A 20,778-nucleotide genomic window follows, 5' to 3' on the forward strand; every position below is an offset into this window, starting at 1 on the left:
TAGATGAGAGATCATCTATCCTTTTTATTCATATTTTTAGCTATATACATAAAAGGTGTATCCATTAACGCAACAAGAAACTTAATTATATAAGTGGTAATAAAGATTTCTATCCAAATATTTAACGGGAAGCTCCCATAAAAAGCAATTGTGCAAAAGACTGCAGTATCTAATAATTGACTTATTCCGGTGCTTCCATTATTTCTGACCCATAAATATTTATCTGAGGGAAGAAGTTTTCTTACCTTATCATAAATCCAGACATCAAAGTATTGACTTACAATATAGGCTGCCAAGCTACCTAAAGCAATTCGTGGAATAAGCCCAAATATTGTTTCCAGAGAGTTATGTGCAATATCTTGTGTACCTGGTTGAAAGGTCAATGCGATTTGCATAATAACAGTCATAGTAATTAGGGTGGAGAATCCAAGCCAGACAGCCTTTTTAGCATCTTGCTTGCCATACTTTTCGTTTAGTATATCTGTTGCCAAGTATGCTGAACCATACATGATATTTCCTAAGGTGGCTGTCATCCCTAAAAGCTCAACTGTTTTTAAAACTTGAATATTAGCTAATATAGTAGCCATACCTATCCAAACAAATAGTCCCATCTTTCCAAATAGCTTGTAAAATAGGAGAAGTAAAGAAAAATTAACTAATGCAAATAATAACCAAATAACTTCATTTGTCATGAAATATTTCCTCCTTAGTTTTGATAACGCGGGAGTTTGCGAACCGCGAAAAACAACAGAATTAATTATACGGATAGACGGTCAATAAATCAAGGTGCTTTTTTTATAGATAAAATGGAGAGGACTTTTAATTGTGAAATAACACTCGTTCTCCACTTGGTGGAGGTCCTGGAGCTCGAGATGGCTAACCTAGTAATATATATTGCTCTCTAGTTCAAAAATTTAGGTTCTATTGTAAATGTTGAGGTGCAAACATTATCTCGTATATTCACAATAGGAAGCAACTGTGAACTAAAGTATATCTCATTTTAAGGAAGCAGATGGACCCATTGATTTTTCACTTTAGTGGGACGCTTTCCACCGGCATGGCTTCAGTCGCTTCCTCCGCCACGCTACGTCCAGGGTCTTCAGCTCATGCTATTCCGGTAGGAGCCGCCCCCGGAAAGCGCAGTATTTTTCCGTAGCGGTGTTAATGTTACATTAACAGAGAAATAAGTCTACTTTAGTTCGGAGTTTATTTACTTTACGAATCATTGGATAATCACAACTTATATAGTAGAACCAAAAAAAGCGACAGTCATCTCGACTGCCGCTTATATTATATTAATTATAATTTAATTAGTTTTTAATTACATTAGCTGCTTGTGGGCCGCGTTCACCTTCAACGATTTCAAAGGAAACTTGTTGACCTTCTTCTAAAGATTTAAAACCTTCTTCTTGAATAGCGGAATAATGTACAAATACATCATTTCCTTCTTCAAGCTGGATAAAACCATATCCTTTTTCTGCGTTAAACCATTTTACTACTCCATTTTCCATGTTATTAATCCTCCTAAAAACTTTCACGCTATCTCATGTAACGTGGTAATACAAAGAAGATTCATGATACATAAATAAAGGCAGCATCCATAGAAGTGTAGGATCACAATTACATCCACTTCTATAGAAGCTGCCTGTGTTATAAATGAATCCATACATCTTCTTTGCTTGTGTCTAATATAGCTTATTTCACTAGAGCAGTCAAGGTATTCGCTGTAATTATTATTGTGTATTTACTAGCTTTGTACAAAAATTAAAGTTATAATGAAAGCGTTTAAAGAGATATTAAAAAACCTGAATTTAGAGAGGGGCACATACATGAAGTCTGATATAGAAATTGCACAGGAAGCCACACTGAAACCAATCAATACAATCGCTACAGACCTAGGTTTAGATTTAGACGATTGGGAACCATATGGTCATACAAAAGCTAAGCTCTCTGAGCACTTATTAGATAAATTAAAAGATAGACCAGAAGGAAAAGTAATTCTAGTTACTTCGATAAATCCTACACCAGCGGGTGAAGGGAAATCTACAGTTACTGTAGGTTTAGGACAAGCATTAAATAGAATTGGAAAAAAATCAGTTATTGCTTTAAGAGAACCTTCACTTGGTCCGGTAATGGGAATAAAAGGAGGAGCAGCAGGTGGGGGATTCTCACAGATTTTGCCGATGGAGGATATCAACTTGCATTTTACTGGGGATCTTCATGCTATTACTACTGCTAATAATGCTCTGTCTGCTATCATTGATAATCATATTCACAGAGGTAATGAATTGAATATTGACCCACGTAGAATTGAATGGAAACGCGTTATGGATATGAACGATCGGGTTCTAAGACAAATAGTAGTAGGTCTTGGCGGGCCATTACGCGGAGTGCCAAGAGAAGACGGCTTTAATATATCTGTAGCATCTGAAATTATGGCAGTTCTTTGTCTGTCTACTTCAATCAATGATTTGAAAGCCCGGCTTTCGAGAATGGTGGTAGGCTATACATATGACGAGCAACCAATTACGGTTAAGGATCTAAAGGTAGAAGGCGCATTAACATTACTACTTAAAGAGGCAATTAAGCCAAATCTTGTCCAAACAATAGAGAACACTCCAGCCATTGTACATGGAGGTCCATTTGCCAACATAGCCCATGGTTGTAATAGTGTGCTCGCAACAAAAACAGCCGCTAAGCTTGGTGAATATGTTGTCACTGAAGGAGGATTTGGCGCTGATTTAGGTGCAGAAAAGTTCTTAGATATTAAGACTAGGGCTGGAGATATTGATACTGCGGCAGTAGTTATAGTAGCAACAGTAAGAGCTTTAAAAATGCATGGAGGCATGGCGAAAGCTGAGCTGAAGCAAGAAAATGTTGAAGCATTAAAAGCAGGTATGGAAAATTTAAAAAAACATATTGAAACAATTGAAACATTTGGCCTGCCTTTCGTAGTTGCTATTAATAAATTCCCTTCAGATACTAAGGCCGAGACAGACTTTATCAGTAACTGGTGCGAATCCAGGGGATTTGAAGTAGCTTTAACAGATGTATTTGCACATGGAGGAGAAGGTGGCATTGAGCTTGCTCAAAAAGTTGTAGAGAAAGCAAATACTTCTGATAAGAATTTTAAGCGGATTTATGAACTGGATGAGTCTTTAGAAACGAAAATTAGAAAAGTTGCTCAACAAGTTTATGGTGCGGATGATATTGAATTATCCCCGAAAGCAAAAAAACAAATAACCTTATATGAAGAACTGGGGTGGGGAAAGCTTGCCATTTGTATGGCAAAAACCCAATATTCACTTTCTGATGACCCAACATTATTAGGAAGACCGCGAGATTTTACAATTAATATTAGAGAACTTCGACCATCCATTGGTGCTGGATTTATTGTCGTCCTTACAGGTGATGTTATGACAATGCCTGGTTTACCAAAAGAGCCTGCCGCACTGAAAATGGATGTATCAGAAGACGGAAAGGCAGTAGGCTTATTTTGAGTCAACGTGAGAGAGAACTAGATCAAATCAAAACTTATGTTCGTCGTTTATTTTCAAATGATCCAACTGGCCATGATTATTTTCATATGAAGCGGGTAGCACACCAAGCTGTAGTAATTGCAGAAGAAGAAGAAGCTAATCAATTTATTTGTGAAGCGGCATCTTGGCTTCATGATGTCTATGATAGTAAACTTGTTGCTAACCCTGTAACAGCAAAGCAAGATATGATTGAATTCCTTACATCCATTCATATACCGGAAAAAGAAATAAGTTTGATCCATGAAGTCATTGATAGTGTTTCTTTTAGTAAAGGGGAAGTGCCTGTTTCTCTTGAAGCTAAAGTAGTGCAGGATGCTGACCGGTTGGATGCAATCGGTGCAGTTGGTATCGCAAGAACTTTTGCATATGGTGGGGCAGCAGGGCAACTGATTTATCATCCTGAGGACAAGAATACTTCGCTCCAGCATTTTTACGACAAATTGCTAAAATTAAAATCAATGCTAAATACGGAAGCAGCAATTGAAATAGCTGCTGATCGACATCATTTTATGGAGATATTTTTAAACCAATTTTATAAAGAGTGGTAAGGGGAAGGCAGGGATTGATTTGCCTGCCTCTTCAACTTTTAATTATTGCTTTGTAATTCTTTTTGTACCAAGGTATCTCGGTTCCCAATAAGTGTTTGTGAGTTCACTTATTTCTACCCCTCTAGATTCACTTGCATGGATAAACCTTCCATCCCCAATATAAATCCCCATATGCGATGGCCCAGGTTTATATGTCTCAAAAAACACAAGATCTCCAACAGATCTACTACTTACTGGTCCGGCAAAGTTCCATACATCATTAACCGTTCGGGGTATTGTCATCCCATTTTCCTGAAAAACATATTGGATGAAGCCACTGCAATCAAAACCACTTGGCGAGGACCCACCCCATTTATAGGGAGTTCCTAAAACAGAGTGTGCAGTTTTTACAGTATCTCCCTTATTTGCCCCGATTACTTTCGCTTGCTTTATCTCTTTTTTTACTGATTTCTTTTTCTCATTCGCTTTCTTTGGTTTCTTATTTTTCTGACTTGTAGTCTTTAGATGCGTTTTAGCTTTTTCATCAACTATATTTATCTCTTCGTTTGCGCTATTTTTTTCATAAAGCTGAACTAATGCTTTTTTGGTAACTTCTTTTGTTAGTTCTAATTTATGTTCTTCTTCCGCAAGCTTTAATGCCTTTGTAGTGAGAGGCCCGTAAATCCCATCTATTTCACCAGTATAATATCCAAAATATCGTAAAGATTCCTGCATAATTTTCACGTCTTTACTATGTAACCCAGGGTAAATTGTCTCTGACAGATTCTCAATCTGTTTTAAATTTTTTTGCTTCTCTATCTTTATTAATGTTTGAAGTGTAATCGGATCTACCTGACCGTCACCTGTTAATGTATGCTTCCTTTGAAATTTTTTTATAGCATATTCTGTTAATATCCCAAATTCGCCATCTATTTTGTCATCATAGTATGATAGGTCACTCATCTTATATTGTAGAAATCTGACTATTTCTCCGTGATCCCCATATTCCAAGTGTTCAGCTTCCAGCAATAGTTTATTTTGTAGTTCAGGGTAAGCATCAACATAAGTTGTAAGTGGTTGGCTTAATGCATAGCTATACACTAAGGAATGTTTAACTACATGCTCCATTGTGCCAGTTAGCATATTATTACTCCTCTCTTGATGTCTGTCTATAAAGTATTATGTCAGAAAATATAGTTGTATGAGTTACGTTTATGTTACAGGAATGATATAATACATCCAGTTGATATCTTAATTTAGATGGGGGTATAACCATGGTGAGTGGTGAAGAGGCATACTTAAGTTTATGTAACTACATATTGAAAAATGGAAATAAAAAGGAAGATCGTACAAATACCGGTACTATATCAGTATTTGGACATCAAATGAGGTTTGATCTAAGCAAAGGATTTCCGTTATTAACAACAAAAAAAGTTCCTTTTCGTTTAGTTGCTAGCGAGCTTCTCTGGTTTATAAAAGGCGATACGAATATTCGTTATTTATTGGAAAATAATAATAATATTTGGAACGAATGGGCATTTGAAAGATGGGTTAAAAGTGACGATTACACCGGTCCCGATATGAGCGGTTTTGGGAATAGAGCCCAAAAGGACCCGGCGTTTAAAGAACTCTATATAACACAAATGGAATATTTTAAAGAAAAAATACTTACGGATGAGAGCTTTGCTAAGTTGTATGGTGAACTTGGAGCAGTATATGGAAAACAGTGGAGAAAATGGGAAACAACGAGAGGGGAAACGATTGATCAGCTAAAAGAGGTTATTGCATCCATTCGTAATAATCCGGATTCCAGACGTCATATCGTTTCAGCTTGGAATCCCGAGGACGTTCCAAACATGGCATTACCTCCATGTCATACACTGTTCCAGTTTTATGTAGCTGATGGCAAATTATCTTGTCAGCTTTATCAGCGTAGTGCAGATGTTTTTCTCGGTGTTCCTTTTAATATTGCAAGCTATGCATTATTAACGCATTTAATTGCCCATGAATGTGGTTTGGAAGTAGGGGAATTTGTTCATACTCTGGGAGATGCCCATATTTATTCAAATCATATTGCGCAAGTTAAAACACAGTTAAGCCGAGAGATTAAAACGCAACCACAACTTTTCTTAAATAAAGAGAAGAAATCTATTTTTGATTTTGAGTTAGAGGATTTTGAATTAAAAAATTATAATCCTCATCCAGCAATAAAAGCACCTATAGCAGTTTAATATACATTTATGGAAAGGTGAGGATCTTTATGATTTCTTTATTAGTTGCAATGGACAAGAACCATGTGATCGGACACAATAACGGGATGCCATGGCATTTACCCAAGGATCTACGTTTTTTTAAAGAGAAAACGACGGGACAAACAATAATTATGGGTAGGAAAACATATGACTCTATGGGAGGTTCCTTGCCAAATCGTAAAAATGTTGTAATCTCACGAAATACCAACCTAAAAGATCAGGTAGAAGTTATCCATGATTTAGAAACGGTAGAAGAGTGGAATAGGCAGTATCCAGAGCAAGAGTTTTTCGTGATAGGTGGCGGAAATATATTTAATCAGGCACTGCCGTTTGCTGATCGTATGTATATAACTTGGATTGATGAAGAATTTGAAGGTGATACTTATTTCCCGGCATTTTCAGATGAGGAATGGAACCTGACCTCTAAAACAAAAGGCGAAAAAAATGAGACCAATCCTTATGACTACTATTTCTTACAATATGATCGAAAATAGAACTAGGGGGGGATTTCATGCTAAAACAGGGGATTATTTTAGCTGGTGGCAAGTCTTCAAGGATGGGTACGAATAAATCCTTGTTACCCTTGGGAGGGAAGACAAGTATTGAGCATATCTTCAATGAAATGAGTTTATTTACAGATGAAATTACAATTGTAGCAAATGATCCAATCCTATACCGTTTTTTGAATACAGATATTGTAGCTGACAGATATACAGGGAAGGGCCCCCTTGCCGGGCTAGAGAGTGCTATGTATTACAAAAAAGCAGACCTCTATTTTGTGGCTGCTTGCGATATGCCATTTGTGAATAAGAGTGTATACGATTGGTTACAAAAGCAGATTTCTCATTACAGTGCAGCTGTACCTATTTTTAACGAAAAAACACACCCCTTAGCTGGTGTCTATAAACGTGAAGTATTACTGAAAGTACAGGAACAGTTGGCACAAAATAACCTTCGGATGAAAAGCTTTTTCGAACATATTGATATCAAGTACGTAGAAGATTACAATGGTATTCCAAAAGGGGTGCTTGAGAAGCATTTCTTTAATATGAATCATCCAGATCAATACAGAGAAGCTAAATTATTTTAAACTTGTTTACTTAATTTAAATCATGTTAAACTATATACGTTTCGAGTTTATCTATGAACGTTTTATGTATTTTTTTTAAAAAAATATACGTAATTGGAAATTTGCACTATAATAACGTTATCATGTAAAAAGAAGGTGCCTATATGTTTTCAAGTATCGGGATCCCCGGATTGATTTTAATATTAATAATTGCTTTAATTGTTTTTGGCCCTAAAAAGCTACCTGAGATCGGGAAAGCCGCTGGTCAGACATTACGTGAGTTTAAAAAATCTACCAGTGATTTAACTAATGACGTAGCAGATGAATTTCAGGACACAAAAGATATTATCCAAGGGAATAAAGCAAAATAATTTTGGAGTGATGATTAATGTTTAGTAGTATTGGTATGCCGGGATTAATACTCATCCTCGTGATTGCTCTTGTAGTGTTCGGTCCCTCTAAATTACCTGAGATTGGTAAAGCCTTTGGAAGCTCTTTGAGAGAATTCAAAAATGCTACAAAGGATATAGTTTCTGACGAAAGTACGTCAACTAAAAGTGACCATTCTAAGAAATGAGCTAAGGAAGGTGTAAGGCATACCCTTGCATCTTCTTTTATATTGGATATAGAGTAGTAGAGGGGTGGAAGAATGTCTGATAATGGTGCTCAAATTGATAAAGAAATGAATCTAACAGGACACTTATCCGAATTAAGAAACAGATTAATTGTTACTGCTTTATTCTTTCTTGCTTTTTTTATTGTCGGCTTTATTTTTGTTAAAGATATATATTCGTTTTTCGTTAATGATCTGGATTTCAAGTTGACAGTTATTAGTCCCGGGGAAATTATTTGGATTCATTTTACCATGGCAGGTCTCGTAGCAATTGCAGCTACTTTACCATTATTGGCTCTCCAAATATGGCTTTTTATCAAACCAGGGTTAACTCCCACTGAGCGAAAAGCATCTCTGGCATACATTCCTGCTGTGTTTATATTATTCATTGTTGGTTTGGTCTTTGGCTATATTATGTTCATAAAACTAATTCTTCCTTTTTTACTTTCATTAAATAGTGGTATGTTTAATGAAATGTTTACTGTCGATAAATACTTTAGATTTTTACTTCGAATTACTTTGCCATTTGCACTGTTATTTGAAATACCAATAGTTGCTATGTTTTTGACTGCTTTAGGTGTTCTGACTCCTGATTTTATGAGAAAAACAAGAAAATACGCGTATTTGGTTTTAGTTATTATTGGAACAATTGTAACACCACCTGATTTTATATTGCAGTTGGTAGTGGCAGTTCCGTTAATTATCTTATATGAAATCAGTATTTATCTTGCCGCAATTGTATATCGTAGAAAACTGAAAAAGCATGAAGCATTTATGCGTGAGGAGAGCTAATATCAAAGAGGTGAAAAACGGTGCGATCTTTTTATCATTTTTTAATGACTTATCGAGGGAAAAAGCAACCAGACGATAAATCTTTGCTCGCTGATTGGGCTTTTATGGACCATAATTTTCCAAAGCACTCAACTGACTATAGTGAGATTAGTGATTATTTGGAGTGGAACAGTCCCTTTACAACCGCCTTGCGTGTTTTTGATGAACTATGGGAAGTCTATTCAAGCAGATAACTATTGAAAGCACTGGCAGATTAAGTAAGCCAGTGCTTTTTTTAGATTAGGAAGTTTTTAATAAATAGGTTAGGGGTATTCAATGATTCGGAAAAACAATGATAAACTAACTAACCTGGTAGTATTTTATCTCTTTTTAAAGGGAGTTTCCACAGTAGGGGGCACCTTCACACCTCTCTGGATACAAGCAAAGCCCACTAACTAGCTGCATGTATTATTTCTATGATCATTCCAACAAACAGCACAACCTCTGTGTTTTAAACCCTTACCGTGCATCAACAATATCCATTATTGGAATGGAATAATTCTCTCCATTTTGAAGTAGGATTTTATTATTAATCTCATCTATTTTTTTAATCACTCCACTATAATTGATAATCATATTATTATGGTATGCGCTAACCGTGATGATTTTTTGATTTTTAAGGGCCAGAACGATCACTTCATTTAACCTTTCCTTTTCTTGTTCATCTAATAAGGGTCTTGCTTTTTTTTTATCTTCTGCCCACATGGTTTTAAGCAATTCTGCATGCTCTGGCAGCATCATAGATGACCATTTTATATTCCCTCTATCTTGAACCATTATTACCACCTCTTTATTATTATAAGCGAACATAAGTTCTTTTATCAATGAAAAGATACTACTATATATTTTCAAACAAACGTTTGATCAATTAACTGATAATATAGGTCAATAAAGAAAGCTGTTTATTTTAGGGAATCAATGCAAGGTCTCTACAAAATATTCTCTAATTCGCTAAAAAAATCCCTATATTGCCTGTAATTTGTAGGTTCATGCGGTTGCCCGGGAAATATTTCTCGTTATTTCCTTTTATGTGAGGGACTTATTTATATAGACAACCGTAAGATGCCTACACAATTTAAAATCCACAGCGTACAATAACCTAGACTATGCTTTGTATAGGGAGGATCTGTTATGTTTAACCCAAATCAACATAGAATGGGCTTATACCCCTATCGTAATTTAGAAAGATCAGCAAATTTTCTTATGCCTTCCCAGGCAATGAACTATCCAGAAAGGCAGAAAGGGCTGCAATCTCTTATTAGCAGGTTTATAAGACCAAAAGGGGGAATTGGTGCTTTAAATAATACAGCTAACACCGCTTCAACTTTGGCAACAAGCGGAGGAATAACAAGCAAACTAGACAATGTGCAGAACATATTAAAGATGGTGCAAACAACAGCACCACTTGTCCAGGAGTATGGACCGATGGTAAAAAACCTGCCTGCAATGTATCGAATGATGAAGGCATTTAAAGATATGGAAAATATAGAAGAAACAACAGAAAATGAAGGAGCAGAGGAAGATAAAATTTTGCTCGAGAGTATCCAAGCCGAATCGGATGAACGGATAGTTTCAAAAAAAGATACCCGGAGTCTTTCTCAACCAAAATTATATATCTAACAGTTGAAACTTGATTTTTCTTCTAATAAACGAAAAAATAGAGATAGTATAGATAAAGGAATGGAGGCAGATAAAATGAAGGAAAATATAGAATTGGCTACATTTGCAGGTGGATGTTTCTGGTGTATGGTAGAACCGTTTGATAGAAGACCGGGTATCATCAAAGTAGTGTCGGGTTATACCGGGGGTGATATAGAAAACCCAACGTATGAGCAGGTTTGTTCAAATAAAACTGGCCACGTGGAAGCAGTACAAATAACTTTTGACCCTGCTATTATGTCCTTTGAGCAGCTTGTTGAAACATTTTGGCAGCAAATTGACCCGACAGATGCTGGAGGTCAATTTAATGACAGGGGAGAGTCCTATCAGACAGTGATTTTTTATCATAATGAACAGCAGCGACAAATAGCGGAAGCTTCCAAACAGAAATTGAATAACAGCGGAAAGTTCAATCAACCAATTGCTACAAAGATATTACCTGCTACGCCTTTTTACGAAGCGGAAGAGAAGCATCAGGATTATTACAAGAAGCAGTCCTTCCATTACCGTCTATATAAGAAAGGGTCTGGAAGAGAAGATTTTATCAAATCAAACTGGCAACCGAAAATAGAAAAGAGTGAACTAAAGAAAAAATTGACTCCTACTCAATATCAAGTTACACAGGAAAATGGAACAGAAAGACCCTTCCAAAATGAATATTGGGATAATGAAGAAGAGGGGATATACGTAGACATAGTTTCTGGTGACGTGTTATTCTCTTCTAAGGATAAATTTGACGCAGGTTGCGGGTGGCCGAGCTTTACCAAACCAGTTGATCATTACCATATTAAAGAGAACACAGATAAGTCGCATGGAATGATTCGTACAGAAGTCAGAAGCAAAAATGCTGACTCTCATTTGGGTCATGTCTTCAATGATGGGCCCAAAGAAGCTGGAGGGTTACGTTATTGCATGAACTCTGCAGCCATGCGTTTTATACCAAAACAGAAGATGGATGAAGAAGGTTACGGACAATTCCATTATTTATTTCATTCATCTAATTGATTATAATATTATTATGTAAACACGGAGGAAATATAAATGATTCATTTAAATTGGGAAAACAAAGAAACCATCAAGCAAATAGAATGTGTTCATGTAGATGCCAAGAAATTTATTGTGCATGATAAGCTTACACCTGGAAAGAAGTACGATGTAAAGAATGAAACAGATGAATTTTATTTTATTATTGATAACAGCAACCGCATTGGTGGGTTCTTAAAAGAGTATTTTAAAGAAATAAGCTAACAAAAAGCAACAGGAATATCCTGTTGCTTTTTGTTAGTAAACCATTGTTTACACATATAGACTTGCGAGCATAATTCCTAAGCTTCTTTGATAAATTTCCGGGAATTGACCAATTGGCAAAGGATTTACTCCTCTACCTAATTCTATCGTATACCCGGGCCGTCTAAACTCCTGAATAAACCAATCTTTGTACCCAGCGTAGCTATCAATGTATCTAATTGGTGCATACCCGCTCACGCGCGAGTATTCCTCTACAATTTGCTCTGAAATTGGTGGCTCCATACCTTGAAATCCCCAATAAATTTCTTCCCCTTGTGTATGAAAAGCATTTACGATCGAAAAGTTACGATTATCAGCAAGTTCTGCCATAGCAATCGACTCAGGTTCAGTTAATGGCTCATACCCTGGAAAGTCTCGTGGTTGAGGCGTTGTAGGTTTTCTTTCTGCTTCTGTTTCCCATAGGGCAGGATATTGTTTGTTTAAATCTACCCCTCTAATATTTGCTTTCCAGTTACTGAAATCTTTCTGTTGATTATTGATTTCTAATACTTCTTCCTTAAACTCCCCGGCTGTGGTTGCACCTTGTAATACAAGATTAACGCCATCAGGGTTAACCATTGGTACAATGGATAAATTAGTTTCCATATATAGTGGAAGTGTAAACATACCTCGGATTGGTTCATGTGTTATTAAGGAAAGAACATATTCATTAATAAAACGCATTAGTACAGGAACAGTAATCCATTCATTTGCATGAAAAGCTCCATTTAAATGAACTTGCTTTGTTCCATTTCCTATCTGGAGTTCAATTAGCTCTTTACCCATCACTGAATTTCCGATCGATTGCTTCTTAACAAACGGGTAAATATTAGATAGTTCATTTAGGTCAGCAACCATTCTCTCGTATGTGTAGTTATTTACGTCTTTAATAATTAGTTCACTTACCTTTTTGGGTAAAGATACAATATCTCCAATTTGCAGGTTTTGGGAGTCTACACTTGGATTCAAAAGCAATAAACTATCTATAGAAATATTATTCGTAAGCGATATCGTCCAAAACGAATCACCAGCTTGTACTGTATATGATGTCTTTCTGTACCCTGGTATTTGTACTATTTGACCAACCGTAAGCTTTTCTGCGCTAATTAACGGATTTGAATTTTCAATCAAGATCAGTGGAATTCCAAATAACTGGCTATAATACCAGTATGTATCTCCATTACGTACCTTAATATCCATGGTAATCTCTCCTTAACCTCGAATACTAATTCATATGAAGAAAACGTTAAAACATGTATACAATAAGGAGAGATGGTTATTTTACCTCTATATCTTTTATTTTTTAAGATAATTACGTTATAATAATGGTGATATAAATAAGATCATTCATCCCACTCATTTTCAGAAGCAGCTTAAGGAGGAAAAATAAATTGGCATTTATAATTACATCACCGTGCAAAGATGAAAAAGCAGGGGAGTGCGTAGAAGTTTGCCCTGTTGATTGTATAGAAGAAGGTAAAGATATGTTTTACATTGATCCGGATATTTGTATTGATTGTGGAGCGTGTGAGGCTGTCTGTCCGGTCGAGGCCATCTATATGGAGGATGAAGTACCGGAAGAGGAAACTGAATATATTGCTTTGAATCGAAAATTCTTCGAAGAGCAATAAAAAGATCACTGTCCGAGGACAGTGATCTTTTTATTTTACTTCTAATTCACAGAAACTTTATTTTATCTTAAAGTTGTTATAGCTTACTTCTTCATCTTGGTGAATAATTTGTACATCATTTACGCGAATAAAACTATTGAAACCTTCTTTCATTTTCTCAATAAATTTATTTACAACTTGTTCTTTTCCCTGTACCTCCAATTTAACGGTGCCGTCATCTTGATTTTGCACCCAACCGGTAATGTCATTTATATCAGCATATTGCTTAGCTGCATTACGAAACCCAACTCCTTGAACCTTTCCACTTACTAATAGCATTAATCTCATAAAAAGTCACCTCAATTCATTCTCTTTATAACTAATAACCTAAACAGGGTCTATTTAAACTACTATAAATATAAAATAGTGTGATGATGATCACACTATTTAGAATATTTACTATAATTATTTGTTCTGAATTTTCATTAGTGATATGCTGAAAATACGTAGTATAAATGGAAAATCATAGTATCTTTATGTTAAAAACTAGAAATAATATTAAAATTAAGGGAGTGATTAAAAAATGTCTGGACCTGCATTGAGGAAAATAGACAGCCATTCGGCCATACATGAAGCAGCATTAAATGAAGCAATTGAATTAACAAATCTGCTTGATCAGCTAGTAATTAAAGAACAACATAAAAAAGCATTGGAAGTTGGTTATATTCTTGTAGAACAATGGGAAACTCGTACGCTTCGACACGCAGAAGAAGAGGAAGCCGGTTTATATAAGGAAATTGTAAAAGATAATCCTGATCTACAAAGTGAAATTACTGCATTAACGAGAGATCATAATTTGTTACGTATCATAATTAAGGATATAAAAGAGAAATTTAATGAGGAGAAAACTATTTCTGATAACATTGTACAACTTTTTCAATCTCTAATTATTATAGATGAACTACACAATCAAAAAGAAATGGAAGTGCTCCCTGAACATTAAAAAAGGAGGCTTAAAAATATGGAAAGATCCACTCAGCAGCCCTTACGCATCCTACTGCCCGAACTCTATCAATATATTATTGAATATCTTGAAGAGCAACATAATATCCACTCATATGACATTCAAGTATTTGTAATGAATCAACATGACGGTTATCAGCTCTCTTTCGCTTTTGGAGAGGACTACAGTCACCAAGAAAAAATAACTCTTTCTTTAAAGCAAATTCAAAATAAAGAAGACAATATAAAACCATTTATTAAGGAATTTGGTGAAAAGTGCAAGGAAACAATGATAGCTGATTACTACAAAATGATGAAAATGTAAAGGAGTGGAGATAGATGTTCATGTTTGAAGATGAAGCCAATATTGTCCAAGATCGGGAAGATTTAATTGCAATACTAAAAATGCGCTTTGAAGAAGTGCCGCCTCAAGTGACAGAACGTATTTATGAGATTAAGTCGTATGATAGCTTAGAAAGATTAATACTAGTTGCATCTAATGTCTCTAGTTTATCTGTATTCCTGGAAGAACTAGAGGAAGGGCAAGATAGTTTTAAAATACTTGGTGATCGATTTGATCCAATAAAAGGCCAGTTAGAAGGGGGTAGTAAAATTGAGAAGTAAGAATAAACTATTCGAAGCGTTAAAGCATATTAAACCTGGTGAAAAGATTAACGATAATTGGACAGAAGAGAGCAAGAGGCCGAGAGACTCAGAAGATATTTATCGGCGGCGTTGGCAACATGACAAGATTGTTCGCTCTACACATGGAGTAAATTGTACTGGCTCATGTAGTTGGAAAATATATGTGAAAGATGGAATCATAACTTCTGAAACTCAACAAACAGATTACCCTAGTACAGGGGATGACTTTCCAGAATATGAACCAAGGGGCTGTCCAAGAGGAGCAAGTTTCTCATGGTATTCTTACAGCCCTATTCGCGTAAAGTATCCTTATATTCGTAGTGATTTATATGAGCTTTGGAAGCAAGAGCGCAGCAAGGCAAGCGATGCGGTCCAAGCTTGGGAAACAATTGTCAGCGATCCTCAAAAACGTGAAAAATATGTGAAAGCAAGAGGAAAAGGTGGCTTCGTCCGTGCGACATGGGAAGACATGTGTGAAATTATTGCGAGCGCTTCCATACATACAATTAAAAAGTATGGACCAGATCGTATTGCCGGTTTTAGCCCTATTCCTGCTATGTCAATGATTAGTTATGCTGCTGGCACAAGATTCTTATCTCTAATCGGAGGTACAATATTAAGTTTTTATGACTGGTACGCAGATTTACCACCAGCATCTCCTCAAGTATGGGGAGAGCAAACGGATGTACCTGAAAGCGCTGACTGGTACAATTCCAAATATTTTATAATTTGGGGGACAAACCTTCCTCAAACACGTACGCCTGACGCTCATTTCATGGTAGAGGCAAGATATAATGGGACAAAAGTGGTTGGCGTGAGTCCGGACTATGCGGAATACGAAAAATTTGCAGACATTTGGCTTCCGGCCCGTGCAGGAACGGATGCTGCTTTAGCAATGGCAATGACACATGTTATTTTAAAGGAATTTTATGTAGAAAAGGAAACTCCTTATTTTACATCATATGCAAAAAAGTTTACGGATTTGCCGTTTTTAGTAACGATTGAAGAAAATGAGGATGGTAAGATGCGTTCTGATCGTTTTCTCCGTTCTTCAGATATACAAAAAGACCTTTCGTTAGGTGAATGGAAGACGCTGGTTTGGAATGAGCTTACAAATTTGCTTGAAACACCAAATGGCAGCATGGGCTTTCGTTGGGATGGAAGCAATCAATGGAACTTAGAATTAAATAAAGAGGATGGAAGTTCAATTGATCCAAGATTAAGCTTCATTGATCATTCCGATGAAATAGCAATGGTAGAATTCCCCTATTTTGCAGAAAAAAGTGGGAATACATTGACTCGTGGAGTACCGGTTAAAAACATTAAAGATATTAATGGAAAAACATTAAAAGTAACTACTGTTTATGATTTAATGATGGCACATACGGGAGTCGACCGTGGATTAGCGGGCGATTATCCAAAAGATTACAATGACCCTAAGCCATATACACCGGCATGGCAGGAGAGTATCACAGGAGTAAGTAAAAACCATGTTACCCAAGTGGCAAGAGAATTTGCGGATAATGCGGAACGTACAAAGGGAAAATCCATGATTGCAATGGGAGGCGGTACAAACCATTGGTATCATAGTGATCATATATACCGAGCAATCCTTAATCTTGTATTATTAACTGGCTCTCAAGGTGTAAATGGAGGTGGTTGGGCTCATTATGTTGGTCAGGAAAAAGTTCGCCCACAGGAAGGCTGGCAACAAGTTGCTTTTGCGAATGACTGGCAAAAACCACCACGCCTACAGAATGGCACTTCTTACTTTTACTTTGTAACAGACCAATTCCGTTATGAGACCAAGCCAGATCAAGAAGTAAAAACGGATTGGGCTAGCAAGTACGATCAAATGCATCCGGCCGATCTAAATGCACTTGCAGTTAGACTTGGATGGCTGCCTTCTTTCCCTCAATTCTCTCAGAACTCCATAAATTTAGTTAAAGAAAGTAGAGAGAGAGGAGCTAAAACGGAGCAAGAAATTATAGAAGATGTAGTTAAGCAGATTAAGAATGAACATATAGAATGGGCAATTGAGAACCCAGACGATCCTAGAAATTTTCCGCGGGTATTTTTCAACTGGAGATCAAACTTGTTAGGTGATAGTGGTAAGGGACACGAGTTTTTTGTTAAACATTTAGTTGGTGGGGATAATCAAGTAATGGCAGAACCAGAAAATTCCTGGAAGCCGGAAACTGTGAAAGCGGAAGGTGAAGGCCCAACCGGAAAAGCAGACCTTCTCGTTAGTGTTGATTTTCGGATGACTAGTTCTGGATTATTTTCAGATATCGTTTTGCCTGCTGCGACTTGGTATGAGAAGTATGATATTAGCAGTACAGATATGCACCCATTTGTACACCCCTTTAATGCAGCAGTTTCACCGCCATGGGAAGCTAAAAGTGATTGGAATACGTTCAGGGAAATAAGTAGGGTCTTTTCTGAGTTAGCAGAAAAGCATTTGCCTGCTACAGAAGATCTTGTAATGTCCCCTCTTGCGCACGATACGGAAGGTGAAATTGCTCAATCATTAGGAAAGATAAAAGATTGGCGTAAAGGTGAGGTTGAGCCCATCCCTGGTAAAACGATGCCATCCTTCAAGGTAGTGCCAAGAGATTACCCTAATGTATATCAAAAGATGACTACGATTGGAGACCTGATTAAGAAAGGATATGGTGGCAAGGGAGTAACTATTCCCGGTGAGCCTGTACATGACGAATTAAGCGCAAGATTAGGAACTTCGTCCAGAGAAGGCATTGGAAAAGGTAATCCTGATCTTTATACAGACAAACAAGCAATCAATGCCATCCTTTTAATGTCAGGTGCGACGAATGGAAAACGAGCTGTTGCAGGTTGGAAATCACTGGAGGCAAAAACCGGTCAAAAATTGGAGGAAATTGCAAAAGCAAGGGAAGAAGAGGACTACACGTTAGATGACTTAACAATACAACCTAGAACCGCCATTTCAACTCCTGTATGGAGCGGCTTGGAAAAAGACCACCGACGATATTCTCCATTTACAGTCAATACTGAATACAATATACCATGGAGAACATTGACAGGCCGACAAAGTTTTTATATGGATCATGAAATGATGCTTGACTTTGGAGAAGGGTTACCACTATATCTCCCACCATTAAGTTATGATCCTTTTTTAAAGAAAGAAAAAGGTGTTGAGGAAAGCGGTAAATCTCTGACAGTCAGATATCTGACACCACACCAAAAATGGGGTATTCATACGATGTTTACCGACACAACAAATATGTCGACACTGTTCAGAGGATGGCAAACAATATGGATGAATGAAGAAGATGGGGCATCGATCGACCTAAAAGATAATGATTTTGTTGAAGTATATAACCGAAATGGAGCAATTGCTGCCAGAGTTGTATTAACATACCGGATTCCAAAAGGCATGGTTTATATGTATCACGCGCAAGATAGAACTTTAGGTGTTCCAGCAACATCTATTAATAAGCAACGTGGTGGCACGCACAACAGTGTAACAAGAATTACCTTGAAACCGACACATATGATTGGTGGATATTCGCAATTAAGTTATGGATTTAATTATTATGGTCCCACTGGTCACCAAAGAGATACAGTTGCAGTCATAAGGGCTTTAAAGGAGGTTGATTGGCTTGAGAATTAAGGCACAGGTCGCTATGGTGATGCATTTGGACAAATGTATTGGATGTCACACTTGTTCAGTAACATGTAAAAATACGTGGACAAACCGGCCAGGAACGGAGTATATGTGGTTTAACAATGTCGAAACCAGACCGGGGCCTGGTTACCCAAAAAGATGGGAGGATACGGGCCACTATAAGGGAGGCTGGGTATTAAAAAATGGCAAATTACAGCTTAAAGCTGGAGGTCCCATTTCCAAACTGATGAATATTTTTTATAATCCGGACATGGCATCAATGGATAATTATTATGAGCCTTGGACATATGATTATGATAATTTAATTCATAGTCCGAAGCGTGAAAATTTGCCTGTAGGAAGGCCTCAATCCCAGATAACCGGTAAATATATCGATAAACCGGAGTGGGGACCTAACTGGGATGATGACCTTGCTGGTGGTAGTGAGACAACTTCCATGGATCCGACCGTTGAGAAGCTACAAGAACATATCTCTATGGAGTATGAAAAAACATTTATGATGTATTTGCCGAGAATATGTGAACATTGCCTTAATCCATCATGTGTTGCTTCCTGTCCATCTGGCGCACTTTATAAACGAGACGAAGATGGTGTAGTTCTTGTAGACCAGGAGGCTTGTAGAGGGTGGCGTTTTTGTATGAGTGGTTGCCCTTATCATAAGGTTTATTATAACTGGAATACACATAAGGCCGAAAAGTGTAATTTTTGCTACCCACGAACAGAAGCAGGTCTGCCAACGATTTGTTCTGAAACATGTGTCGGTAGAATTCGCTATATAGGAGTAGTGCTCTATGATGCAGATAAAGTAAAAGCAGCCGCGTCTGTAGAAGATCCAAAAGACTTGTACGAATCTCAATTATCTGTATTTCTGGATCCTTTTGATCCGGAGGTTATAAAAGAAGCAAAAAAAGCGGGAATAAATAATGAATGGATAGAAGGTGCCCAAAATTCACCTGTTTACAAAATGGCGATGAAATGGAAAATAGCATTGCCACTACATCCGGAATATCGAACTTTGCCGATGGTCTGGTATGTACCACCACTAAGCCCAATTATGAATCACATCACCAATGAAGAAGAGCTTAGTACAGATGGCTATATTCCAGCTGTCGATCAAATGCGTATACCTATTCAATACCTAGCCTCTATTCTAGCAGCTGACGATACAGAAGTAATTCGTAATGTGCTTCTGAAGTTAACCGCCATGCGTGTGCATATGCGGGGGAAAACAGTTGGTGGAATTGATGAATTTAGACAAAGTGAATTATTAAAGGAAGCTAACACGACACCGGAAGAAATTGAAGATATGGCGAGATTACTAGGAGTAGCAAAATATAATGAAAGGTTTGTTATTCCCACTGGCAGAAGAGAAATGGAAGATGATTTATATGCAAAGCAAGGAATTTGCAGTTTAGAAGATCTGGCACCACCTGAAGGGATTGTAACAAACATGCAGAGAAGGAGATGATAATATGGGACCACAAGAGAGAGCTATACTAATCATAGCTTCAAGGGTATTATCTTATCCTGATGCGGATCTTTTTGAAGCTAAGGAAGATATAAATGCATGTATGTCTGAAGAAATTCCATCAGTAGCTGCTCGCAATAGATTGCAAGTAGCAATAAACCCGCTTTTCAATTTTAAACCAGAAGAATTACAACAACTATATGTGTCCATTTTTGATCTAAAGGCAAAATTTGGCTTGTATCTCTCTGCACATGAACTTGGGGATAGTCCGAAAAGAGGTGCAGCATTAATTAAATTACAGAAGTTGATTAATGTAGCGGGTTATGATCGGACAGATAACGAATTGGCTGATTATATACCTATGCTATTAGAGTTTTTAGCCGTTTCTCCAGAAACAGAAAATAGTGCTCGGCTAGTCAAGAGACTTTCGGTTGCTTTACAAAGAATAAAAGAGCATTTACCAGAGAATAATCCATATTACGGTATTTTCAGTGTCTTAATGGATTTTGTTTTTCCACAACCGACAAGAGAAGATATTAAGAAATTGGAATTTGAGCGTGAAGAGGCTGACCTTGAAGAATTACCTTATCCCATAATGTATAAATGATA

At 36.9% G+C, this 20,778-nt stretch carries 25 protein-coding genes; 19 read left to right on the forward strand and 6 right to left on the reverse strand.

Features of this window, described 5'->3' with window-relative positions; all coding sequences use genetic code 11:
- Positions 1 to 11 precede the first annotated feature (11 nt).
- Complete coding sequence (locus BME96_RS10080; protein ID WP_071649003.1) at positions 12 to 692, reverse strand: queuosine precursor transporter; 681 nt, start codon at positions 690 to 692, stop codon at positions 12 to 14.
- Between the two features lie 618 nt (positions 693 to 1,310).
- A complete protein-coding gene (locus BME96_RS10085) occupies positions 1,311 to 1,511 on the reverse strand; it encodes a cold-shock protein (RefSeq protein ID WP_019378425.1) in 201 nt (66 codons plus the stop codon).
- A 318-nt stretch (positions 1,512 to 1,829) separates the two neighbouring features.
- Here BME96_RS10085 and BME96_RS10090 point away from each other — a divergent pair, with 318 nt between their 5' ends.
- Entirely contained in the window at positions 1,830 to 3,500 is a 1,671-nt protein-coding gene (locus tag BME96_RS10090; RefSeq protein WP_071649004.1) for a formate--tetrahydrofolate ligase, read from the forward strand.
- The gene (locus BME96_RS10095; RefSeq protein ID WP_071649005.1) at positions 3,497 to 4,087 is read left to right on the forward strand and encodes an HD domain-containing protein; all 591 of its coding nucleotides are present in this window, start codon (positions 3,497 to 3,499) and stop codon (positions 4,085 to 4,087) included. The genes BME96_RS10090 and BME96_RS10095 overlap by 4 nt, the downstream gene beginning before the upstream one ends.
- Positions 4,088 to 4,129: 42 nt before the next feature.
- Here BME96_RS10095 and BME96_RS10100 read toward each other — a convergent pair whose 3' ends face one another.
- Positions 4,130 to 5,209 carry a C40 family peptidase gene (locus BME96_RS10100; RefSeq protein ID WP_071649006.1) on the reverse strand — a complete coding sequence of 360 codons (1,080 nt, stop codon included), beginning with the start codon at positions 5,207 to 5,209 and terminating at the stop codon, positions 4,130 to 4,132.
- A 131-nt stretch (positions 5,210 to 5,340) separates the two neighbouring features.
- On the opposite strand from BME96_RS10100, the gene BME96_RS10105 reads away from it, so the two are divergent.
- The 7 genes from BME96_RS10105 (at position 5,341) to BME96_RS10135 (ending at position 9,025) form a co-directional block, all read left to right on the forward strand.
- Positions 5,341 to 6,297, forward strand: a complete 957-nt coding sequence (locus tag BME96_RS10105) for a thymidylate synthase (protein WP_071649007.1) — start codon at positions 5,341 to 5,343, stop codon at positions 6,295 to 6,297.
- 29 nt (positions 6,298 to 6,326) lie between these two features.
- On the forward strand, positions 6,327 to 6,812 hold the full coding sequence (locus BME96_RS10110; RefSeq protein WP_071649008.1) for a dihydrofolate reductase: 486 nt from the start codon (positions 6,327 to 6,329) through the stop codon (positions 6,810 to 6,812).
- 17 nt (positions 6,813 to 6,829) lie between these two features.
- A complete protein-coding gene (gene mobA / locus BME96_RS10115; protein ID WP_071649009.1) occupies positions 6,830 to 7,408 on the forward strand; it encodes a molybdenum cofactor guanylyltransferase in 579 nt (192 codons plus the stop codon).
- A gap of 143 nt (positions 7,409 to 7,551) precedes the next feature.
- Positions 7,552 to 7,758 carry a twin-arginine translocase TatA/TatE family subunit gene (gene tatA, locus BME96_RS10120; protein WP_071649010.1) on the forward strand — a complete coding sequence of 69 codons (207 nt, stop codon included), beginning with the start codon at positions 7,552 to 7,554 and terminating at the stop codon, positions 7,756 to 7,758.
- A 17-nt stretch (positions 7,759 to 7,775) separates the two neighbouring features.
- Positions 7,776 to 7,964: a twin-arginine translocase TatA/TatE family subunit gene (locus BME96_RS10125; RefSeq protein WP_019378433.1), complete on the forward strand. Its 189-nt coding sequence runs from the start codon at positions 7,776 to 7,778 to the stop codon at positions 7,962 to 7,964.
- Positions 7,965 to 8,036: 72 nt separating this feature from the next.
- Positions 8,037 to 8,792, forward strand: coding sequence for a twin-arginine translocase subunit TatC (gene tatC / locus BME96_RS10130; RefSeq protein ID WP_019378434.1), 756 nt, complete (start codon positions 8,037 to 8,039; stop codon positions 8,790 to 8,792).
- 20 nt (positions 8,793 to 8,812) lie between these two features.
- Positions 8,813 to 9,025 carry a YozE family protein gene (locus tag BME96_RS10135; protein ID WP_019378435.1) on the forward strand — a complete coding sequence of 71 codons (213 nt, stop codon included), beginning with the start codon at positions 8,813 to 8,815 and terminating at the stop codon, positions 9,023 to 9,025.
- 265 nt (positions 9,026 to 9,290) lie between these two features.
- On the opposite strand, the gene BME96_RS10140 is transcribed toward BME96_RS10135, so the two are convergent.
- Positions 9,291 to 9,608 carry a YolD-like family protein gene (locus tag BME96_RS10140; RefSeq protein ID WP_071649011.1) on the reverse strand — a complete coding sequence of 106 codons (318 nt, stop codon included), beginning with the start codon at positions 9,606 to 9,608 and terminating at the stop codon, positions 9,291 to 9,293.
- Positions 9,609 to 9,962: 354 nt separating this feature from the next.
- Here BME96_RS10140 and vrrA point away from each other — a divergent pair, with 354 nt between their 5' ends.
- From vrrA to BME96_RS10155, 3 genes are all read left to right on the forward strand, one after another.
- The gene (gene vrrA / locus BME96_RS10145) at positions 9,963 to 10,451 is read left to right on the forward strand and encodes a VrrA/YqfQ family protein (protein ID WP_071649012.1); all 489 of its coding nucleotides are present in this window, start codon (positions 9,963 to 9,965) and stop codon (positions 10,449 to 10,451) included.
- A 75-nt stretch (positions 10,452 to 10,526) separates the two neighbouring features.
- On the forward strand, positions 10,527 to 11,495 hold the full coding sequence (gene msrB / locus BME96_RS10150; protein WP_060681286.1) for a peptide-methionine (R)-S-oxide reductase MsrB: 969 nt from the start codon (positions 10,527 to 10,529) through the stop codon (positions 11,493 to 11,495).
- A 36-nt stretch (positions 11,496 to 11,531) separates the two neighbouring features.
- Positions 11,532 to 11,738, forward strand: coding sequence for a DUF6501 family protein (locus tag BME96_RS10155; protein ID WP_019378439.1), 207 nt, complete (start codon positions 11,532 to 11,534; stop codon positions 11,736 to 11,738).
- 48 nt (positions 11,739 to 11,786) lie between these two features.
- On the opposite strand, the gene BME96_RS10160 is transcribed toward BME96_RS10155, so the two are convergent.
- Positions 11,787 to 12,977, reverse strand: coding sequence for a M14 family metallopeptidase (locus BME96_RS10160; RefSeq protein ID WP_071649013.1), 1,191 nt, complete (start codon positions 12,975 to 12,977; stop codon positions 11,787 to 11,789).
- A 191-nt stretch (positions 12,978 to 13,168) separates the two neighbouring features.
- On the opposite strand from BME96_RS10160, the gene BME96_RS10165 reads away from it, so the two are divergent.
- Positions 13,169 to 13,408 (forward strand): ferredoxin family protein, encoded by a 240-nt coding sequence (locus BME96_RS10165; protein WP_019378441.1) that lies wholly within the window; start codon positions 13,169 to 13,171, stop codon positions 13,406 to 13,408.
- A 57-nt stretch (positions 13,409 to 13,465) separates the two neighbouring features.
- Here BME96_RS10165 and BME96_RS10170 read toward each other — a convergent pair whose 3' ends face one another.
- Complete coding sequence (locus BME96_RS10170) at positions 13,466 to 13,735, reverse strand: acylphosphatase (RefSeq protein ID WP_071649014.1); 270 nt, start codon at positions 13,733 to 13,735, stop codon at positions 13,466 to 13,468.
- A 235-nt stretch (positions 13,736 to 13,970) separates the two neighbouring features.
- Here BME96_RS10170 and BME96_RS10175 point away from each other — a divergent pair, with 235 nt between their 5' ends.
- Genes BME96_RS10175 through narJ form a run of 6 tightly spaced genes read left to right on the forward strand, consistent with a single transcriptional unit; the run spans position 13,971 to position 20,776 of the window.
- Positions 13,971 to 14,390: a hemerythrin domain-containing protein gene (locus BME96_RS10175; RefSeq protein ID WP_071649015.1), complete on the forward strand. Its 420-nt coding sequence runs from the start codon at positions 13,971 to 13,973 to the stop codon at positions 14,388 to 14,390.
- An 18-nt stretch (positions 14,391 to 14,408) separates the two neighbouring features.
- Positions 14,409 to 14,714: a hypothetical protein gene (locus BME96_RS10180; RefSeq protein WP_071649016.1), complete on the forward strand. Its 306-nt coding sequence runs from the start codon at positions 14,409 to 14,411 to the stop codon at positions 14,712 to 14,714.
- 14 nt (positions 14,715 to 14,728) lie between these two features.
- Entirely contained in the window at positions 14,729 to 15,013 is a 285-nt protein-coding gene (locus BME96_RS10185) for a hypothetical protein (protein ID WP_060681275.1), read from the forward strand.
- Positions 15,003 to 18,686 carry a nitrate reductase subunit alpha gene (locus BME96_RS10190; protein ID WP_071649017.1) on the forward strand — a complete coding sequence of 1,228 codons (3,684 nt, stop codon included), beginning with the start codon at positions 15,003 to 15,005 and terminating at the stop codon, positions 18,684 to 18,686. Before BME96_RS10185 ends, BME96_RS10190 begins: the two co-directional genes overlap by 11 nt.
- A complete protein-coding gene (gene narH / locus BME96_RS10195; protein WP_071649018.1) occupies positions 18,676 to 20,169 on the forward strand; it encodes a nitrate reductase subunit beta in 1,494 nt (497 codons plus the stop codon). Before BME96_RS10190 ends, narH begins: the two co-directional genes overlap by 11 nt.
- A 4-nt stretch (positions 20,170 to 20,173) precedes the next feature.
- On the forward strand, positions 20,174 to 20,776 hold the full coding sequence (narJ, locus tag BME96_RS10200; RefSeq protein WP_071649019.1) for a nitrate reductase molybdenum cofactor assembly chaperone: 603 nt from the start codon (positions 20,174 to 20,176) through the stop codon (positions 20,774 to 20,776).
- Positions 20,777 to 20,778: the final 2 nt, after the last annotated feature.

This window comes from Virgibacillus halodenitrificans (assembly GCF_001878675.1).
Classification (GTDB): Bacteria; Bacillota; Bacilli; order Bacillales; family Amphibacillaceae; genus Virgibacillus_Q; species Virgibacillus_Q halodenitrificans.

Excerpts from the sequence above, each read along its gene's own strand:
- BME96_RS10160 (WP_071649013.1), bottom strand. The coding sequence starts at position 12,977 with ATGGATATTAAGGTACGTAATGGAGATACATACTGGTATTATAGCCAG.
- BME96_RS10125 (WP_019378433.1), top strand. The coding sequence starts at position 7,776 with ATGTTTAGTAGTATTGGTATGCCGGGATTAATACTCATCCTCGTGATT.
- BME96_RS10105 (WP_071649007.1), top strand. The coding sequence starts at position 5,341 with ATGGTGAGTGGTGAAGAGGCATACTTAAGTTTATGTAACTACATATTG.
- BME96_RS10090 (WP_071649004.1), top strand. The coding sequence starts at position 1,830 with ATGAAGTCTGATATAGAAATTGCACAGGAAGCCACACTGAAACCAATC.
- mobA (WP_071649009.1), top strand. The coding sequence starts at position 6,830 with ATGCTAAAACAGGGGATTATTTTAGCTGGTGGCAAGTCTTCAAGGATG.
- BME96_RS10100 (WP_071649006.1), bottom strand. The coding sequence starts at position 5,209 with ATGCTAACTGGCACAATGGAGCATGTAGTTAAACATTCCTTAGTGTAT.
- BME96_RS10185 (WP_060681275.1), top strand. The coding sequence starts at position 14,729 with ATGTTCATGTTTGAAGATGAAGCCAATATTGTCCAAGATCGGGAAGAT.
- BME96_RS10155 (WP_019378439.1), top strand. The coding sequence starts at position 11,532 with ATGATTCATTTAAATTGGGAAAACAAAGAAACCATCAAGCAAATAGAA.
- BME96_RS10180 (WP_071649016.1), top strand. The coding sequence starts at position 14,409 with ATGGAAAGATCCACTCAGCAGCCCTTACGCATCCTACTGCCCGAACTC.
- BME96_RS10110 (WP_071649008.1), top strand. The coding sequence starts at position 6,327 with ATGATTTCTTTATTAGTTGCAATGGACAAGAACCATGTGATCGGACAC.
- BME96_RS10170 (WP_071649014.1), bottom strand. The coding sequence starts at position 13,735 with ATGAGATTAATGCTATTAGTAAGTGGAAAGGTTCAAGGAGTTGGGTTT.
- tatA (WP_071649010.1), top strand. The coding sequence starts at position 7,552 with ATGTTTTCAAGTATCGGGATCCCCGGATTGATTTTAATATTAATAATT.
- narJ (WP_071649019.1), top strand. The coding sequence starts at position 20,174 with ATGGGACCACAAGAGAGAGCTATACTAATCATAGCTTCAAGGGTATTA.
- BME96_RS10080 (WP_071649003.1), bottom strand. The coding sequence starts at position 692 with ATGACAAATGAAGTTATTTGGTTATTATTTGCATTAGTTAATTTTTCT.
- tatC (WP_019378434.1), top strand. The coding sequence starts at position 8,037 with ATGTCTGATAATGGTGCTCAAATTGATAAAGAAATGAATCTAACAGGA.
- BME96_RS10085 (WP_019378425.1), bottom strand. The coding sequence starts at position 1,511 with ATGGAAAATGGAGTAGTAAAATGGTTTAACGCAGAAAAAGGATATGGT.
- vrrA (WP_071649012.1), top strand. The coding sequence starts at position 9,963 with ATGTTTAACCCAAATCAACATAGAATGGGCTTATACCCCTATCGTAAT.
- BME96_RS10140 (WP_071649011.1), bottom strand. The coding sequence starts at position 9,608 with ATGGTTCAAGATAGAGGGAATATAAAATGGTCATCTATGATGCTGCCA.
- msrB (WP_060681286.1), top strand. The coding sequence starts at position 10,527 with ATGAAGGAAAATATAGAATTGGCTACATTTGCAGGTGGATGTTTCTGG.
- BME96_RS10175 (WP_071649015.1), top strand. The coding sequence starts at position 13,971 with ATGTCTGGACCTGCATTGAGGAAAATAGACAGCCATTCGGCCATACAT.